Source organism: Streptomyces sp. NBC_01622, assembly GCF_045209635.1.
GTDB lineage: Bacteria > Actinomycetota > Actinomycetes > Streptomycetales > Streptomycetaceae > Streptomyces.
Genome location: NZ_CP109293.1, coordinates 556,370 through 574,011, shown reverse-complemented (window position 1 = coordinate 574,011; position 17,642 = coordinate 556,370). Strand labels below are relative to the sequence as shown.

Sequence of the window (17,642 nt, the reverse complement as noted above, 5' to 3'; positions counted from 1 at the left end):
CCGCATGGTCCGGATCGGGGGTCTCAGCCGGCCGGGCGGATGTGCACCACGTCCTGCACGACCTCGGGCGGGGTGGCGAGCAGCTGGACCATGACCCGGGCGACGGTCGCCGACGGGAGCGGCTTCATGGCGCCCACCCTGGTCAGATAGCCGTCAGCCTCCCACACCGGCGCGGCGCGCTGCCGGTCCTCACCGGGGAAGTTCTCGATGAAGGCGCTGTCCGAGATGGAGCCCAGGACCACCAGAGCGACCCGGATGCCGTCGCCGCGCAGCTCCTTGTGCATCGCGGCGGTGAAGCCGTTCAGGCCGTGCTTGCTCGCCGAGTACATGGCCATCAGTGGCATGTGGTCGAGGGTGATCTCGGAGGAGATGTTGAGGATGTCGCCGCCCCCGGCCGCCCGCAGCAGGGGCACGGCCGAGCGGATCGTGTGGATCGGGCCCAGGAGGTTGGTGCCGACGCAGGCGTGGATGTCCTCGTCGGCGGTCTCCTCGATGGCGCGGATACGGGCCACGCCGGCACTGTTCACCAGGATGTCCACCCGCCCGAACCGCTCCTCGACCTGAGCGAACGCCGCCCGCACACTGTCGCCGCTGCTGACATCGGTCGGGATCGTCAGCACCGACCCCGCCATCTCCCGCGCGGCCGTCTCCAGCCGGTCGGCACGCCGGGCGAGCAGCACCACCTGCGCCCCGTTCTCGGCGAGCTGCGCCCCGACGGCCCTCCCCACGCCGGTCGAACCGCCGCTGATCACCGCGACCTTGCCCTGCATCGTGCCTGCCATGACGGCCTCCCCGGCGAGACGTGACGATCGAATGAGAGGCTACCTCTCGTGATTTGAGAACGCCATATCCGCACTCAAGGCGCGAGAGTCGTGCGACGGCCGCGAGCGGCGAAGTCACTCTGGTGGCAGGGCGGTCGGCTCGCTAGGCTGCGCGGCAGAAGCGGGATCGTCAACGCGTCGGTGGCTGGGTAGCGCGTCCCTCCGACGTGCTCACGGGAGACGCCGATGGCGTACCGATCCCTTCTCCGCGTTCCCGGCGCGGGATTCTTCCCGCTCGGGTTCCTCGCCCGCCTTCCCTACGCGACCTCGTCGCTCGCGACGCTCATCCTGGTCCGGGCCGCCTCCGGCAGTTACGCCTTCGCCGGTCTCGCCGCGGCGGCCCAGGGCCTCGCCAACGCGCTCGGCGCCCCGCTCGCCGGGGCACTGGCCGACCGGCACGGCCACCGTCTCGTCGGGGCGGTCTCGGCACTCGCCAACGCCGGTGCCCTGACCGGGCTGATCGCGGCGAGCCACACCGGCCGCCCGGGCATGATCGCCGCCGCTGCCCTGGCCGGGCTCACCCAGCCGCCCGTCGGCTCCCTGGTCCGCGTCCACTGGTCACGCCTGCTGCACGCACGCGAGCGGCCCGACCTCGTCCCCACCGCCCTCTCGTACGAGGCGACCGCCGACGAGATCAGCTTCGTCGCGGGGCCGGCGATCGTCGGACTGCTCACCTCCCTCGGCCCGACAGCACCGACCGTGGCGGCCATCGCCCTGCTCCTCCTGACCACCCTGCCGTTCGCGCTCTCCCTGGCCCCCGGCGGAGTCGCACACCGACCGGCACCGGCCGCCTCGCGAACTCCCTTGCCCCGAATGCCACTTGCGGTCATGTTCCTCGCCATGGCCGCGATGGGCACCGTCTTCGGCGCCGTACAGACCGGAGTCACCGCCTATGCCGACGACAGCGGACACCCCGGCGGCGCGGGACTTCTCTACGCCCTCTTCGGTATCGGCAGCGCCCTGGCGGGGGCCGCCTGCGCCTGGCTCCCCACCCGCTTCACGCTGCTCCGCCGGTACGTGACCTTCGCGGCGGCCTTGCTGCTGGGCACCCTCACCCTCGTCGCCGGGTACGGACTGCACGCCGTTCCCGCGGCGATGGCCCTCGCCGGTGTGACCGTGGCGCCGTACCTGGTCAGCCTGTACGCGCTCACCGAACGCCTCGCGCCCGCCGACCGGGCGACCGTCGCCCTGACGATCCTGTGCGCGGGCGGCCCGCTGGGCACCGCGACCGGGCAGGCGCTGGCCGGCTGCCTGGCCGAACGTCACGGCGCCGCCGGAGCCTTCCTGCTGGCGCCGGTCGCGGCGGGAGCGGCGCTGCTGCTCGCTGTGACGGTGGTTCTCGTGGACTTCCGGCGCGCCTTTGGGTCGAGCCGGGTGATCGAACGGCACGCGACCACCGGATGGCCATCCGGGCAAGCCGTTGCGGTCGAGTCCAAGACGCCTGACTCTGAGGGAATGTGCCGGGCCACGAGGAGGACACGTGATGGCGACGAACGGTGACGCACCGGATGCCGAACGGCGACGGCTGGCCGAGGCCGACGATTCCGGGGTGCCGTGGCGCCGTTGGGGCCCCTATCTGAGCGAGCGCCAGTGGGGGACCGTACGGGAGGACTACAGCCGCAGCGGCGACGCCTGGTCCTACTTCACCCACGACCAGGCCCGCTCCCGCGCCTACCGCTGGGGCGAGGACGGCATCGCGGGCGTCAGCGACGACAAACAGCGGCTGTGCTTCGCGCTCGCGCTGTGGAACGGCCGCGACCCGATCCTCAAGGAGCGGATGTTCGGCCTCACCAACTCCGAGGGTAACCACGGCGAGGACGTCAAGGAGTACTACTTCTATCTCGACAGCACGCCCACGCATTCGTACATGAAGTACCTCTACAAATACCCGCAGGCGGAGTACCCCTACGAGGACCTCAAGGCCACCAACTCGGCACGTGGGCGCGGCGACTTCGAGTACGAACTCCTCGACACCGGCATCTTCGACGAGGACCGCTACTTCGATGTGTTCGTCGAGTACGCCAAGGCGGGCCCCGAGGACCTGCTGATCGAGATCACCGCGCACAACCGCGGCCCCGACGAAGCCCCGTTGCACCTGCTCCCGACCCTGTGGTTCCGGCACACCTGGTCCTGGGCGGGTGGGACCGCCGTCCCGTCCATCCACCGGGAAGCCGGCGGCCAACTCCGTGCCGACCAGGAGGACTTGGGCTCGCGCTGGCTGTACTGCGACGCGGAGGCGCAGACCCTGTTCACCGAGAACGACACCAACAACGAGAAGATCTTCGGCAGTTCGAACGCCTCCCCGTACGTCAAGGACGGCATCGACCGCTACGTCGTCCAGGGGGAGACCGGAGCGGTCAACCCCGACCGGACCGGCACCAAGGCCGCCGTCCATCACGTGCTCACCATCCCGGCCGGGCGGAGCGCGACCGTCCGTCTGCGCCTCACCGCCACCGAACTCCCCGACTGGACCGCCGACTTCGACACCGTCATCGCCCAACGCCGTGCGGAGGCCGACGAGTTCTACGACGGCTGCACCCCGCCCGATGCGGGGGCCGACGAACGGCGGCTGGTGCGGCAGGCGTTGGCCGGGATGCTGTGGAGCAAGCAGTACTACTACCTCGACGTCGAGCGCTGGCTGACCGAGCACGGCGTCGACCCGCTCGCCTCCGACCCCCGGGTGCGGAACAGCAACTGGTACCACATGGTCAACGACGAGATCATGTCGATGCCGGACACCTGGGAGTACCCGTGGTTCGCGGCCTGGGACCTCGCCTTCCACACCGTCGCCCTGTCGATGGTCGATCTCACCTTCGCCAAGGGCCAGTTGGACCTGCTGCTGCGCCGCCTCTACCTGCACCCCAACGGCCAGATCCCGGCCTACGAATGGAACTTCGGGGACGTCAACCCGCCGGTCCACGCCTGGGCCACCCTGTTCCTCTACGAGTTGGAGAAGCACCGCACCGGCAAGGGCGACCGCGCCTTCCTGGAGAACGCCTTCCAGAAGCTGATGAAGAACTTCAGCTGGTGGCTCAACCGCAAGGACACCGACGGCAACAACGTCTTCCAGGGCGGCTTCCTCGGCCTCGACAACATCGGCGTCTTCGACCGCAGCGCCCCGCTCCCCACCGGAGGCCACCTCGACCAGGCGGACGGCACCGCGTGGATGGCGCTGTACTGCCAGAACCTCCTTGAGATCGCCATAGAGCTGGCCGTCGACAACCCCGTCTACGTAGAGCAGGCCCAGTCCCTCTTCGAGCACTTCGCGTGGATCGCCGTCGCCATGAACCGCATCGGCGCCGACAACGCGAGCCTCTGGGACGAGGAGGACGGCTTCTTCTACGACGTGCTGCGACTGCCCGACGGGACGGCTACCCGGCTCAAGGTGCGCTCGCTCGTCGGCCTGATCCCCCTCGCGGCCACCAGCCTGGTCGGCGGCTGGGCGGACCAGCGCTTCCCCGAACTCGTCGCCGGAGCACTGGAGTTCATCGAACGCCACCCGGCCGTCGAGGCCACCATCTCCTCGCACGAGGCGATGGGCCCGAACGCCGACGGCCGCTATCTCTTCGCCCTGTTCGGCGAGAACAGGCTGCGGCGCGTCCTGTCCCGGATGCTCGACGAGGACGAGTTCCTCGGCCCGCACGGCATCCGCTCCCTCTCCCGGTATCACGCCGAGCACCCGTACACCTTCGATGTGCACGGGGAGTCGTACGGAGTCGGCTATCTGCCGGCCGAGTCGGACTCCGGGATGTTCGGCGGCAACTCCAACTGGCGCGGCCCCGTGTGGTTCCCGGTCAACCTGCTGCTGATCCGCGCCCTGCTCAACCTGCATGCCTTCCACGGCAGCGACTTCACCGTGGAGTGCCCGACCGGCTCGGGCCGCCACCTCACCCTCTACGAGGTCGCCCGCGAGATCGCCGACCGGCTCACCGCCACCTTCCTCAGCGACGAGGACGGACACCGGCCGGTGCACGGCGCCCAGGCCAAGTTCGCCAAGGACCCGCACTGGAAGGACCTGATCCTCTTCTACGAGTACTTCCACGGCGACAACGGCGCCGGCCTCGGCGCCTCCCACCAGACCGGCTGGACCGGCCTGTCGGCCATCACCGCCACCCTCTTCCACACCCTGGGCGACGGCGAGTGGTCGGCCCGGGGCCGCGAGAGCCTGCGCCCGACCGGCGACCGAGAGGAGCCGCTGTCATGACCGCCTGGCCCGACCACCCGGTGATCTACGAGATCAACACCCTCATCTGGCTGGGGGAGTTGAGCGCCCGCTACGGCCACCCCGTCACCCTCGGCGCGGTGCCCGCGCCCGCCTGGGACGAGGTCGCCCTCCCCGGTGTCGACGCCGTCTGGCTGATGGGCGTGTGGGAGCGCAGCCCGGCCGGACTGGAGATCGCCCTGCGCGACGAGTCGTTGCAGGCCTCCTTCCGGGCGGCGCTGCCCGACCTCCGCCCGCAGGACGTGGCCGGATCGCCGTACTGCGTCCGGAACTACGTCGTGGACGCGGCCCTGGGCGGCCCGGAGGGACTGGCGGAGGCCCGCGCCCAACTGGCCGCGCGCGGCGTCCGGTTGATCCTCGACTACGTCCCCAACCACGTCGCCCCCGACCACCCCTGGCTGACCGAACGCCCGGGCTGCCTGGTCCAGGGCACCCCGGACGACCTGGCCAGCGACCCCGGCGCCTTCCTGGAGGCCGGCGGCAAGGTGTTCGCCCGTGGCCGTGACCCCTACTTCGCGCCCTGGCCCGACGTAGTCCAACTCAACGCCTTCAGCGACGAGTTGCGCACGGCGGCCGTCGACACCCTGACCTCGATCGGCGACCAGGCGGACGGCGTGCGCTGCGACATGGCCATGCTCCTGATGACCGACGTCTTCGCGAAGACCTGGGGCGAGCGCGCGGGCACGGCACCGGCCGAGGACTTCTGGCCGTACGTCGCCCCGAAGGTCCGGGAGCGCCACCCCGACCTCCTCTTCGTCGCCGAGGCGTACTGGGACCTCGAATGGGCCCTGCAGCAGCAGGGGTTCGACCACTGCTACGACAAACGGCTCTACGACCGGCTGCTGCACGAGGGCGCGGGCTCGGTGCGCGGCCATCTGCGGGCCGACCTCGGCTACCAGCGCGGCCTGGTCCGCTTCCTGGAGAACCACGACGAACCCCGGGCCGCCGCCACCCTGTCGCCCGAGCGGGAACGGGCGGCGGCGGTCACCGTCGCGACGCTGCCCGGCGCGACCCTCTGGCACGAGGGGCAGTTCGAGGGGCGCCGGGTCCGCCCGCCGGTCTTCCTCTCCCGCCGGCCGGAAGAACCCGTCGACAAGGAACTCCTGGCCTTCTACCACCAGTTGCTCGCCGCGGTGGGCGCCTCCGGCATGCGCACGGGAGGGGAGTGGCAGCTGCTCGACTGCACAGGCTGGCCCGACAACCCGTCCCACGAGAACCTGATCGCCTGGTCCTGGACGACCGATTCCAGCCGCCATCTCGTCGTCGTCAACCTCTCCGACCGGCCTGCCCAGGGCCGGGTCCGCCTTCCGTGGACCGACCTGCGCGGCGGCACCCACCAACTCACCGAACTGCTCACCGACTTGACCTATGACCGGGACGGTGACGAACTGCTGGACACCGGCCTGTACGTCGAGTTGGAGGGCCTGCGCCGGCATCTACTCGCGGTGATGCCCGGATCTTGACCTGTGGCCAACTGGTGAAGAATTGACGGGAGTTGTGAAAGGTGACAAGAATTCGGCTTACTTCGCCGTGCCTTTCCTGAGCGAAGCACCTGCGAGCGGTCCGGTCGCGCACGCCCTCGATCGTTTCCTTTCGTGCGCCCGCCGCTCGCTCTGCCACCTCCCACACCTTTTATCATCGTCGAGGCTCACTTTGTCACGTTCGCACCACCTCCCATCTCTGTCCGCCCTGGCGGCCACCGCGTTCATCGCCGCCGCCGCCGCGCCCGTGCTCGCGGCCGGCACGGCGAGCGCCACCGAGAACGACGCGTGCCAGTCCGCCACCGTGCAGTACCGCATCGTCGGCGCCGATGGAAACGTTGTCGGCGCCGACTGGACCTCGCAGGGCGGCTTCCACCAGTGGGACGCAGTCCCCGGCACCGTCGAGGTCCGGCTCGCTCCCGGCCAGAGCGTCGGCGACAGCTGCAAGTACCCCGTCTCGCTCGCCGAGTACACCGCCGAAGGTTCCACCTGGTACACCTCCGGCCACCAGACCATGGTCGACAAGGCCACGGTCTACCTCACGGCCAAGGACGTCGCCGGCGCGGACGGCTCGGGGCAGACCTGGCAGAAGCTCAACGTCAAGTCGCCCGACTGCTACGGCCAGATAGACCTGTACGGCGACGACGTCACCTACGACGGCGGTACGGGTGAGGGCCACGGCCCGCTCCCCTACGAGCCCGACAACATCATGACCCCGTACCACCTCATCGCGGCCTGGAACGGCGGCGACAAGGAGTGCACACCCAGCACCCCGGACTCGCCCACCCCGACGCCGACCCAGTCGGCCTCGGCCCCGCCCGCGACGCCGTCGACCCCGGCCGGCAGCACCCCTCCCGCCGAGGAGTCGACCCCGCCGGCCAGCCCCAAGCCGTCGACGACGCCTCCCACCTCCGCGCACGTTCCGCCGCTGAAGTCGACGCCCTCGCCCACGCCGAAGGCGACGCCCAACGGTGGCAAGCAGCCGCTGGCGGAGACCGGTTCCAACGCGCCGGTCGGCCTGCTGGCGGGCGGCGCGGCCCTCGTGATCGCCCTGGGTGGCGGCGTGGTCTACGCGGCGAGCCGCGCACGCCGCTCCTCCTGATCCGACCGATCCGGGCACGCCCGGTGTGAACCGAAGGCCCCGCCCCGTGACTTGCCACGGGGCGGGGCTCACTCACGGTCGCGGCCAGGGACGCCCGCCGAGCCGCTCGGTGTCGGTGTTGAAGCGTCGTAGAAAGGCCGCGAAGGCGGCGATGTCCGCCTCCGACCAGTCGTCCATGATCTGGTCCAGGGACTGGACGAGACCCTCGCGTTCCTCGTCGAGCATCCGCGCGCCCAGGTCCGTGATGCGGAACTTGCGGGCCATGCCGCCCTGCGGATCGGGGATCCGCTCCACCAGACCGGAGCGCATGGCGGCCGCCGTCTGCCGGTTGAGGGTGGACGTGTCGAGGCCGAAGGCATCGCTCAACTCGCCGATGGACATGGGCCCTTGGACACGGATCCGGCTCAGCAGGATGTAGGCGCTGCGGTCCAGCACGCCGTCCTTGCGACGCCCGCCCTTGTGCGAGAGAAGCCCGTGCCGGCTGAGGAGCATCTGCTCGTACTCGATCTCGCGCGTACGCCTGTCCATCGGTCCGCTGCCTCCTGCTTCCTGCCGGTGCCGCCGCCGTTTCCTGCGGTCCGGGGCGGCCGGACCCATCCTCGCACGACGGTATGCATCATCCCCATCACATGGTTGATACATACGATGTGTACGATGCATATTCCTTCACTTCCCGACCGAACAGATACGCCGAGGAGTCCCGTCATGGACGCCCCCCAGCCCACAGCCCGCGCAGGCGGCGTGATCGCCACGCTGGCCTTCGCCGGCACCACGGCCGCGATCATGCAGACGCTGGTCACCCCGCTCATCGCCGACCTCCCGGAGATGCTGCACACCTCGTCCTCGAACGCCGCGTGGGTGATCACCGCCACCCTGCTGGTGGCCGCGGTCTGTGTGCCGGTCGTCGGCCGCCTCGGCGACCTGCTGGGCAAGAGACGCATGCTGCTCGCCTGCTCCGTCCCGCTGATCGTGGGCTCGGTGGTCTGCGCGCTCTCCTCCTCCGTCGTCCCGATGATCGTCGGACGCGGACTTCAGGGCATGGGCATGGGCATGGTCCCGCTGGGCATCGCCCTGCTGCGGGACGTCGTACCGCAGGAGCGGCTCAGCCCCTCCATCGCACTCGTCAGCGCCTCCATGGGCATCGGCGGCGGCCTCGGCCTGCCGATCGCCGCGGCCATCGCCCAGTACGCCAACTGGCGTGCCCTGTTCTGGGGTTCGGCCGCCCTCGCCGCGGTCGTCGCCGCGCTGATCTGGTTTCTGATCCCGGACGTACCGGCCGCGGCCAAGGGCCAGCGTTTCGACGCCCCCGGCGCCCTCGGCCTCGCCGTCGGCCTCGTCTGCCTGCTGCTCGGCATCTCCAAGGGCGCCGACTGGGGCTGGGGTTCGGCCACCGTGCTGGGCCTGTTCGCGGTCGCGCTCGTGGCCTTCCTGGCCTGGGGCGTGTGGGAACTGCGCACCGGCGACCCGCTGATCGACCTGCGCACCACGGCCCGCCCCCGGGTCCTGATCACCAACATCGCCTCGGTCTTCGTCGGCGTCGGCATGTACTCGAGCATGCTGGTCGTGCCGCAGCTGCTGCAGTTCCCCGAGGCCACCGGCTACGGCCTGGGCCAGTCGATGCTCGCCTCCGGCCTCTGGATGGCACCCGGCGGCATCATGATGATGATCGTGTCCCCGCTCGGCGGAAAGCTCACCAACGCCCGCGGTCCCAAGTTCACCCTCATCAGCGGCGTCCTCGTCATCACCGCCGGCTTCGCCCTGTCGATGGGCCTGATGAGCTCCGCCTGGGGCCTGATGCTCGTCTGCATCGTCATCAACAGCGGCGTCGGCCTCGCCTACGGCGCGATGCCCGCGCTCATCATGAGCTCGGTCCCGCTCTCCGAGACCGCCGCCGCCAACGGCTTCAACACCCTCATGCGCTCCCTCGGCACCTCGATCGGCGCCGCGGTGATCGGCGTAGTCCTCGCCCAGATGACCAACACGGCCGGCGGCTACACCTTCACCTCCGAGAGCGGCTTCCGCACCGGCCTCCTCATCGGCGGCGGCGTCGCCCTCCTCGCGGCCCTGGTCGCGGCGGCGATCCCTGCGGTACGCCAGGCCGCGCCGGAGGACGACAAGGAGCCCGAGACGGTCGCGGCGCGTGAAGGGGCCGGGGTCGAGTCCTGACCTGAGCGCGCGGTGAACGCACGGGGGAATCACTGCCCGGCGCCGTAAGACCGGGTGACCGGTCTTACGGCGCCGGGCAGCGGGCTGCCCCGTCTACGCGGCCCTTCGCGCACAGGGTCCTGGTCCCGGGCAGCGGCGAAAGCCGGCCGGCCGTCACCCGGGACGCGGCCCGTGCCGCGCCGACCGATCCGCGCCCGCGCAACGACATACGCCACTCCTCGACCTGGCAGGCCGATGGCGGCCACGCCCTCGGCCGCGACATGCTCCAGACCGACCCACCGGACCACACGCGGCTACGACGGCTGGTCGCGGGCCACTTCACGCCCGCACGGATCCCCGCTCTCCGCCCGGCAGTCGAGGCGATCGCCGGCGACCTGCTCGCCGAGCTGCCGACGCGGGGGACCGCGGATCTGGTGGCCCGATACGCCTTGCTGTTGCCTGTCCCGGTGATCTGCGACCTGTTCGGGGTGCCCGTCGGGGACCGTACGGTGTTCCACACCTGGTCCGCGAACTCGCCACGCCCGCCGCGGCCTCCCGTGACCCCCTCCACTTCCCCGACCTCAACCGTTTCGATCTACGGCGTCGGGAGCCCGGGCCACCTCGCCTTCGGCCACGGCCTCCACCACTGCCTCGGCGCACCCCTGCCCACCGACCCCACGACGCTGCGCCGGCGGACCAGCACGCTGGTGCGGGGGTTGAGCGCCCCGCGTCTGCGACAGGCTCCGCCGGACAGGTCCTAGCTCACGGTCAGGACTCCGGCGGGCAGCGCGGGAGTCGGCCAGTGCGGCTCGGGGCGCCAGTGCAGAAGGCCCATCTCGGCGGCGAACGGGCCGCTGCCCGCCCGGATCAGCGCCAACGCCTCCTCGCGCGCCGCCCCCACCGACTGGTGATCGGCCTCGCTCACCACTCCCAGCCGCCGGCCCTGGGCGTACTCGTCCTCGTCCTTCCACTCCCACCGGGACAGATCGGGCGCGACCACCAGGTCCAGCAGGAGATCGAAGGTGTCGAAGCCGATGGGCGTGCGGCGCATCGGGCGCTGGAAGTTGACGTACCAGTGCGTCAGTCGATGGTCGCCCGTGACGTCGTAGAAGGCGTTGACGCTGAACCAGGTCTCGGGAGGCACCCATTGGAGGTGGGCTGTGGTCCGCCAAGTCCAGTGGCCGAGTTGCCAGTTGCCGTGGGCCAGGTTCGGCAGGGCGCGCAGGCGGGCGGACTCGTCGCCCGTGCGCAGCCACTCGATCCAGGTCGTCGGGACCGACAGCTCCGCGCCCGGCCCGCAGCCGAGGACGAGCGCCTCCGGTGTGTCCTCGACGACCCGCAACGCGTGCGCACTCCACACCTTCTGACGGTACACATCACGTCGTACGGCGGTCTCGCCCGGCCGGAATCCCTGCACGACTCATGTCTGCCCGCGTGCCACCGCCCGGAACTCCAGCGGTGTACGGCCGTCCCGCTTGCGGAAGAACTTCGCGAAGTCGGTGGGTTCGGCGAAGCCGATGGCGCGGGAGATGTCCGCAGCCGTCGCGTCGGTGTGGACGAGGGGGCGTTTGGCCTCCAGGAGGTCACGGGCGTCGAGATACTGCTTGGCGGTCGCGCCGGTGGCCGCGAGGGTCGCGCGGGTGAGGGTGCGCGGGCTGTAGCCGAGGGCGGCGGCGTAGTCGCAGACGTGGTGGCTGGTGCGGAAGTCGCGTTCCAGCGCGGCGCTGTAGCGGCGGAACGTGTCGTCGGCCGGGGCGGACGACACCGGATCCTGGCGGACATGCGAGAGAGGGAGCAGCAGGACGGAGAGGAGCATGCGGAGGGTCTGGAGATGCGCGTCGAGGGGGAGCGACGTCAAGTCGGCGTGTTCGTGAGCCAGGTGACGCAATGTCAGGCGGACCGCACCGGCGTGGGGTTCCGTGGGGAGCAGTGGTGACTGGTCGAAGGGCGGGTCGACCGCGTCTCCCACCGCGCCGACCCGGTCTTCGAGTCCCTCTACCTCGGCATGCCGTGGACCGAGGTCGACTACCTCGTCGGGCCCAACACCTGCGTCCCGCTCCTCAAGCAACTCCGCGCCGAGTTCCCCGAGGTCCAGGCCGCCAACGCCATGTACACCCACGGCCTCACGGTGATCATCTCGACGAAGAAGCGCTACGGCGGCTTCGCCAAGGCGGTCGGCATGCGCGCGATGACCACACCGCACGGCCTCGGCTACGTCACACAGGTGATCGTCGTGGACGAGGACGTCGACCCCTTCGCCCTGCCCCAGGTGATGTGGGCGATGTCCGCCAAGGTCACCCCCCAGGACGACGTGGTCATCGTCCCCAACCTCTCCGTCATGGCACTGGCACCGGCCGCCAACACCCCAGGAATCACCAGCAAGATGATCATCGACGCCACGACCCCGGTCGCACCCGACGACCGGGGCCACTTCGACACCCCGGTACGGGACCTCCCCGGGACCGGCGAGTGGGCCGACCGGCTGCGTGCCCTGATCGCCGCCCGCTGACCCGACCACGAACGACCGCCAGGAGCCACCCGCCATGATCTGCCCCCGCTGCGCCCACGACACGCTCGACACCGTGACCACCTCGCCGGTCCCCGGCGTGTGGGACGTACCCCAGTGCGTCCGCTGCCTCAACATGTGGCGCACCACCGAACCCGACCGCCGCACCCGCCGCGAGGCGTACCCCGTCGAGTTCCGCAGGACACCGGCCGACATCGAGGCCGCGCCGGAGGTGCCCGTCGTACCGCCGCTGCTCGTCGACTGGACCCTACGGTCGCAATGAGCCCAATAGGCCGTCGAGAACCGCCTCTTGACGCCGGGGCGTGGTGGCGTGGGGCAGCAGGACAGCGTTGATCTGGAAGCCCATGAGGGCCGCGAGGAGAGTGTCGACGACTTCGTCGTCGGGGGACTCCGTGCCGATGTCGCCCTGTCGGCGGGCCTGTTGCAGGTAGCCGCACATCTGCTCGCGCCAGGCCGCCATGGCATTCTCGTGGACGCCGGCCATGCGGTCGTCGTGGACGGCACGGTCCCAGAAGGCGATGACGACCCGGGCCTCCATGAGGCGTACGTCGTCGAGCGGCATGATCTCCAGGCAGAGCAGGCGCAGGGCGGCGAGGCCCGTCGCGGCGGCGATGGACTCGCGGGCGCGGACGTTGGTGCTCTCGAAGGCGTGCTGGAAGGCGGCGAGCAGGATCTCGTCCTTGTTGCGGAAGTAGCCGGTCAGCGCACCGTTGGCGTATCCGGCCTCGGCGGCGAGGTCCCGCATGGTGACGGCGTCGAGCCCGCGTCTTGCGATCAGGGCCCATACGGCTTCGATGATCTCGCGGCGCCGCGCGTCATGATCGACGATTTTGGGCATGCCCCGACCTTAGGGCCTGTCCGGAGGATCATGCCGCAGACGCGGGGCTGATCAGGCACCGTTGCCTTCCTGCGACCTGAGCCGCCGGACAGGCCCCAATCCAGCCGCTCGGACGCCGGTCCGACCCGGTCAGCCCAGCATGGCGGCCATGCCGAGGGCCATCATCGCGCCCCCGATCCCGCCGAAAGGGCCGGCGCACGGCACAGCGGGACGTAGCGCCCGGTGCATCACGGCCCCCGCCCGGGCCAGCAGCCACAGCACCACCGCCAGCGCGAACAGCCCGTGGCCGTCGGTGTGGTGGTCGTGCTGCCCCTGCGCGAGGCGGGCCGTGGCCGCGGTGATCACGGCCATCACGGCGAGGTCGGCGGCGACCGGTCCGCGGGTGAACAGACACATGCCCGCCGTCACGCCGGCGCCCACGAGCAGTGGGTACGGCCCTGGGCTCCCCAGCACCATCAGCAGCGTCACGGTGAGTACGACGGCGTGCGGAGCCCAGCGTCCTACGGGCCCCGGCACATGCCCCGCGAGGCACAGACCGGAGCCCGTCTGCGCGACGGCGGCCGGGAGGACGTCACGCATCGCGGCGGCGCCGGACGGCGGCCGAGACCGCCCCGGCCGCGAAGAACAGCACGACGATCCCCTCGAAGAGCCGCGCGAGCGAGGCCGAACCGCCGATCAGGGTGGTGAAGTTGGCCAGCACCATGAATGTGATCCAGCACAGCCCCAGGGCGCCGAGCGCCGGCGCGAGCCGGGTGTGCCACAGGCGGGTGTCCGCCCCGGTGCGGGCGAAGAAGGTGATGATCGCGACCCCGACGAGGATCATCAGCACCAGCACCCCGAGCGTGGCCAGACCGCTCATCCACGTGAACAGCTCCAGCACCGGATCGGATCCGGCGAGGACGAAGGCCCCCACGACCACGGCGGCCGAGACACTCTGCACCAGTGAACCGGCGTGCGGCGAACCGTGTTTGGCGTGACTGCGGCCCAGGATCGCGGGGGCGTCGCCCTGGCGGCCGAGGGAGAAAAGGTAGCGGGAGATCGCGTTGTGGAAGGCGAGCAGGGCCGCGAACAGGCTGGTGAGCAGCAGGATTTCCATGGTGTCGGAGGCGGCCGAGCCGACGTACTGCCCGGCCACGGCGAAGACCAGCCCGCTCGTGTTCTTCGCCGCCGCACCCTGTACCTCGTCCGTGCCGACCGCCAGGACGACCGCCCAGCTGGACACCGCGTAGAAGCCGCCGATGGCGATCACCGCCAGGTAAGTCGCCCTGGGCACACTGCGCTTGGGATCCCTCGCCTCCTCGCTGTAGATCGCGGTCGCCTCGAAGCCGACGAAGGAAGCGACCGCGAACATCACCCCGATGCCTGCCGACCCCGCGCTGAAGGCACCCGGTGTGAAGGAGCCGAAGTCGATGCCGTGGGCGCCTCCTTGGGCGAGGATCGCCACCGTCATCACCGTGACGATGCCCACCTCCAGGACCAGGAGCACCGACAGCACCTTCGTGCCGACCTCGATGTTGCGGAAGCCCAGCACGGCGACCAGACCCCACAGCACACCGGCCCACAGCCACCACGGCAGGTCGGGGCCGCCGTACTTCACGACCAGCCCCTGAAGGGTGACACCGGACAGGCCGTAGATCCCGGCCTGGATCGTGCTGTACGTCAGCAGGGCCAGCCCGGCCGCCCCGGTGCCGGTGATCCGGCCGAGCCCGGCGGTGACGTACGAGTAGAAGGCGCCGGTGTCGACGACATGGCGGCTCATCGCGGCGTACCCGACGCTGAACAGCAACAGGACGACGGCGACCAGGAGGTAAGCGGCCGGTACGCCGGGGCCGTTGCCGATGGCCAGCATCACCGGCAGGGCGCCGCCGATGGCCGTGAGCGGGGCCGCTGCCGCGACCACCATGAACACGATCCCGCCGACTCCGATGGAGCCACGCAGTTTTGACGGAGTGTCAACTGAGCTGCCGCTGATGGTCTGTTCAGACATGACAGCCTCCTGTACCTGTTCCTGTCGTTCCGCAGGCGGAGTGGGCGGAGGTGCTCGGCGGCACGTCGAGAGCGGGGTTGCGGTCGAAGAAGCCGACCGGCTTGAGCGTGAAGCCCGTGGTGTCGACCGGCATGATCGGCCAGTCCTCCGGACGCGGGGCGTGGGTCAGCCCGAAGGTGTGCCAGACGACGAGGTCCTGCCCGTCGAGGTCCCGGTCGGCAGCGGCGTACGCGGGCAGTCCCGCTCCGCCGGGATGCTGGTTGACGAAGTCGCCCGCCGGGTAGCGCTCGGCAGGGTCGTAGGCGGTGACCCACAGATGCTTCGTGGCGAAGGCGGCGCGGGCCGCGACGGAGGACCCCGGATCGGCGAGCAGGGCCGGTTTGCCCTCCGGGTGCAGGGCGTAGGCGACCGGCCTGCCGAGCCGGTTGAGGGACCCGGGGTTGGAGATGTGCCACACGCGGTCCACGCCCGCGTCGGCCATGCGCTGGGCCTCGCTCTCCCGCGTCAGCGGGGTGCGCTTGAGGGCGAAGGCGTTGCCGCGCAGGTTGTCGGGCCCGATCGGCACCCGGACCGTCTCGATCTCCTCGACGCGGTTGACGGGACCGTCCACCGCCATGTCCAGGCGCGCGCTGAACAGGTGCTGGTGGTAGGGGGCGCCGAGGCCGGGGGCGAGTTCGGTGGCGTAGGGGTAGTCGCCGCCGGGGTGGGCGGAGGTGAAGACGACGCCGGTGGCCTTGGCCTCGAACTCGATGGTGCCGTCGAGGTACAGGTACCAGTAGAAGCCGTAGTCGTAGTTCCCGACGGTGGTGAAGAAGGAGAGCACCATGCGCCGTTGGCGCCGGGTCTCGACGGAGCCCGCCCAGAGGTCGGTGTGCTTCCAGAGGATGCCGTAGTCCTCCTCGTGCAGACAGACGGCGTTGGTGAGTGTCTGCGGTGTGCCGGTCTCGTCGGCGATCACCGCGTCGAGGTAGGTGATGTCGCCGAGGCAGTCGCAGCCGAGCTGGAGCGCGTTGGCGTAGCGGCCGATGAGGTACTCGCCGGTGTCGAAGTAGTTCTGCCAGGACCGCACGGGGGAGGGATCGGCGTACGGCACGACCATCTCGGCGATCGAGGCGCGATGGATCACCGGGCGCCTGGCGAAGGCGAGTTGATGGGGTATCAGCCCTTCGCGGGCGTCGAAGCCGATGCGCAGCGACCAGTTCTCCCACGTCAGCGCGTTGCCGTCGAGGGTGAAGCTGGGACCTTGCGGCTGGGTGATCTCGATGGGCTTCAGGGTGGTGCGCGGCGGACCGGTGACGGCAGGGTCGTCGAAGTTGCCCGACTCCGCGGGCACCGGTACCGGACCGAGGTCGATGACCTGGTCCACGGTCCGGTTCAGGACGTCCACATGGGCGACGAGTCCGTCGACGGGATGCGCCCACGCGTGGTCCTTCGCGTGTTCCTGTACGAAGGCCAGCCCGCGCAGGATGCGGCGGCCCCGCTCGTGCGGGTACTCGGCGTCGTACACGCCCGCCGACAGCGGAGCGACGCGCACCGAGTCGAGGTCCAGGCCACGGGCGGCCAGCGCGGCCAGCCAGCGCGCATCCTTGGCGAGGACCTCCTCGACGAGCGCGAACTCCTCGTCCAGGACCGGGAGTTGGCCCTCGGTCGCGGCGTCGATCAGCCGGTGCGTCACGATCCGCGAGTCGGTCAGGGAGACCGTCGCGTCGCAGGAGGGGCCGCCGGAGATGTCGAGAAGCAGGACCCGCAGCCGGCGATCCTCCCGTGCCGGGGCGGACTTGGGCGGGTCGAGGAGCCCGAGGTAGGCGAAGCGGGTGGCCTCCGTGACCAGCCCGGCCGCCACGAGCAACTCGCGGGCGGCGGTGATCTCTTCAGGGGTGAGCGGGTCCAGTAGCTGAGGAGCGGCGGCCATGCGGGCCTCCGGGGATTTTTTCTCTACATTCGTAGAGCAAAAAATCGCGCGGCCACGTTTCGCTCGGCAGTACACCCGCGTTGCCTTGCTGTTAAGTCCTTGCCGTCAAGTCGACGGGAGCCGGGTCAGATGGCCAGGATCGCCCGCACCCGCTTGCCGCCCCCGGTGAGCGGGGTGACATCGAGACGGTGGGCCAGGCAGCGGACCATGGCGAGGCCGCGTCCGCTCTCGCCCTCGGCCGTCAGCGGCCGTACCCGGGGCGGGGTCGGGCTGCCGTCGTAGACCTCGACCGTGACGCGCTCGTCGGACAGTTGGAGTCGCAGCCGGCACTCGCCGCGTCCGTGCTCGGTCGCGTTGGTGACCAGTTCGGAGACGATGAGTGTCGCGTCCTCGATCTGCTCCTCGTCCACCCGTGCCATCCGGCTGCGGGAGCGGGTGAGGAACTCCGATGTCAGCCTTCGTGCCTGACCCGCCGCCGCGGCCTCGTCAGGCAGCAGGTACTCCACGCGTACGGAACGCCTATGGGTACGCCGATGCGCACGCATGGCGAATCACTTCCCCTCCTAGGACACCCGGTATCCCCGCGGTGTCACCGCACCGGGGCCGC

The 17,642-nt window shown here is 70.5% G+C and carries 16 protein-coding genes and 1 pseudogene; 8 read left to right on the top strand and 9 right to left on the bottom strand.

Annotated features, from left to right (window positions below; all coding sequences use genetic code 11):
• Window positions 1-23: 23 nt before the first annotated feature.
• Window positions 24-782 (bottom strand): SDR family oxidoreductase, encoded by a 759-nt coding sequence (locus OH768_RS02555; protein ID WP_406449546.1) that lies wholly within the window; start codon window positions 780-782, stop codon window positions 24-26.
• Between the two features lie 225 nt (window positions 783-1,007).
• Between OH768_RS02555 and OH768_RS02550 the strand changes: the two genes are divergently transcribed.
• From OH768_RS02550 to OH768_RS02535, 4 genes are all read left to right on the top strand, one after another.
• Complete coding sequence (locus OH768_RS02550; protein WP_406449544.1) at window positions 1,008-2,321, top strand: MFS transporter; 1,314 nt, start codon at window positions 1,008-1,010, stop codon at window positions 2,319-2,321.
• Entirely contained in the window at window positions 2,305-5,025 is a 2,721-nt protein-coding gene (locus tag OH768_RS02545) for an MGH1-like glycoside hydrolase domain-containing protein (protein WP_406449542.1), read from the top strand. Before OH768_RS02550 ends, OH768_RS02545 begins: the two co-directional genes overlap by 17 nt.
• Complete coding sequence (locus OH768_RS02540; protein WP_406449540.1) at window positions 5,022-6,506, top strand: alpha-amylase family glycosyl hydrolase; 1,485 nt, start codon at window positions 5,022-5,024, stop codon at window positions 6,504-6,506. The genes OH768_RS02545 and OH768_RS02540 overlap by 4 nt, the downstream gene beginning before the upstream one ends.
• A 190-nt stretch (window positions 6,507-6,696) precedes the next feature.
• Window positions 6,697-7,626, top strand: coding sequence for a hypothetical protein (locus OH768_RS02535; protein ID WP_406449538.1), 930 nt, complete (start codon window positions 6,697-6,699; stop codon window positions 7,624-7,626).
• Between the two features lie 72 nt (window positions 7,627-7,698).
• Here the strand turns inward: OH768_RS02535 and OH768_RS02530 are convergent, their stop codons facing one another.
• The gene (locus OH768_RS02530) at window positions 7,699-8,154 is read right to left on the bottom strand and encodes a MarR family winged helix-turn-helix transcriptional regulator (RefSeq protein WP_406449536.1); all 456 of its coding nucleotides are present in this window, start codon (window positions 8,152-8,154) and stop codon (window positions 7,699-7,701) included.
• Between the two features lie 177 nt (window positions 8,155-8,331).
• Between OH768_RS02530 and OH768_RS02525 the strand changes: the two genes are divergently transcribed.
• Complete coding sequence (locus OH768_RS02525; RefSeq protein WP_406449534.1) at window positions 8,332-9,792, top strand: MFS transporter; 1,461 nt, start codon at window positions 8,332-8,334, stop codon at window positions 9,790-9,792.
• A 260-nt stretch (window positions 9,793-10,052) separates the two neighbouring features.
• Window positions 10,053-10,532: a hypothetical protein gene (locus OH768_RS02520; protein ID WP_406449532.1), complete on the top strand. Its 480-nt coding sequence runs from the start codon at window positions 10,053-10,055 to the stop codon at window positions 10,530-10,532.
• Here OH768_RS02520 and OH768_RS02515 read toward each other — a convergent pair.
• A complete protein-coding gene (locus OH768_RS02515; protein WP_406449530.1) occupies window positions 10,529-11,188 on the bottom strand; it encodes a DUF402 domain-containing protein in 660 nt (219 codons plus the stop codon). The two genes, OH768_RS02520 and OH768_RS02515, sit on opposite strands and share 4 nt — an antisense overlap.
• 3 nt (window positions 11,189-11,191) lie before the next feature.
• Window positions 11,192-11,629 carry a helix-turn-helix domain-containing protein gene (locus tag OH768_RS02510; RefSeq protein WP_406449528.1) on the bottom strand — a complete coding sequence of 146 codons (438 nt, stop codon included), beginning with the start codon at window positions 11,627-11,629 and terminating at the stop codon, window positions 11,192-11,194.
• 90 nt (window positions 11,630-11,719) lie between these two features.
• Between OH768_RS02510 and OH768_RS02505 the strand changes: the two are divergent.
• Together OH768_RS02505 and OH768_RS02500 are read left to right on the top strand one after the other, a co-directional pair.
• A pseudogene (locus tag OH768_RS02505) lies at window positions 11,720-12,280 on the top strand (phenolic acid decarboxylase); the annotation flags it as partial.
• A gap of 34 nt (window positions 12,281-12,314) precedes the next feature.
• Entirely contained in the window at window positions 12,315-12,560 is a 246-nt protein-coding gene (locus OH768_RS02500; RefSeq protein ID WP_406449526.1) for a non-oxidative hydroxyarylic acid decarboxylases subunit D, read from the top strand.
• On the opposite strand, the gene OH768_RS02495 is transcribed toward OH768_RS02500, so the two are convergent.
• The 5 genes from OH768_RS02495 to OH768_RS02475 all read right to left on the bottom strand — a co-directional run bounded on the left by OH768_RS02495 (window position 12,546) and on the right by OH768_RS02475 (window position 17,580).
• Complete coding sequence (locus tag OH768_RS02495) at window positions 12,546-13,136, bottom strand: TetR/AcrR family transcriptional regulator (RefSeq protein ID WP_406449524.1); 591 nt, start codon at window positions 13,134-13,136, stop codon at window positions 12,546-12,548. The genes OH768_RS02500 and OH768_RS02495 overlap by 15 nt on opposite strands.
• 129 nt (window positions 13,137-13,265) lie before the next feature.
• Window positions 13,266-13,715 (bottom strand): hypothetical protein, encoded by a 450-nt coding sequence (locus tag OH768_RS02490; protein WP_406449522.1) that lies wholly within the window; start codon window positions 13,713-13,715, stop codon window positions 13,266-13,268.
• Window positions 13,708-15,123: an APC family permease gene (locus OH768_RS02485; RefSeq protein ID WP_406449520.1), complete on the bottom strand. Its 1,416-nt coding sequence runs from the start codon at window positions 15,121-15,123 to the stop codon at window positions 13,708-13,710. Before OH768_RS02485 ends, OH768_RS02490 begins: the two co-directional genes overlap by 8 nt.
• Window positions 15,116-17,035 (bottom strand): primary-amine oxidase, encoded by a 1,920-nt coding sequence (locus OH768_RS02480; protein ID WP_406449518.1) that lies wholly within the window; start codon window positions 17,033-17,035, stop codon window positions 15,116-15,118. The genes OH768_RS02485 and OH768_RS02480 overlap by 8 nt, the downstream gene beginning before the upstream one ends.
• A 125-nt stretch (window positions 17,036-17,160) precedes the next feature.
• Window positions 17,161-17,580, bottom strand: a complete 420-nt coding sequence (locus tag OH768_RS02475; protein WP_406449516.1) for an ATP-binding protein — start codon at window positions 17,578-17,580, stop codon at window positions 17,161-17,163.
• Between the last annotated feature and the right edge of the window lie 62 nt (window positions 17,581-17,642).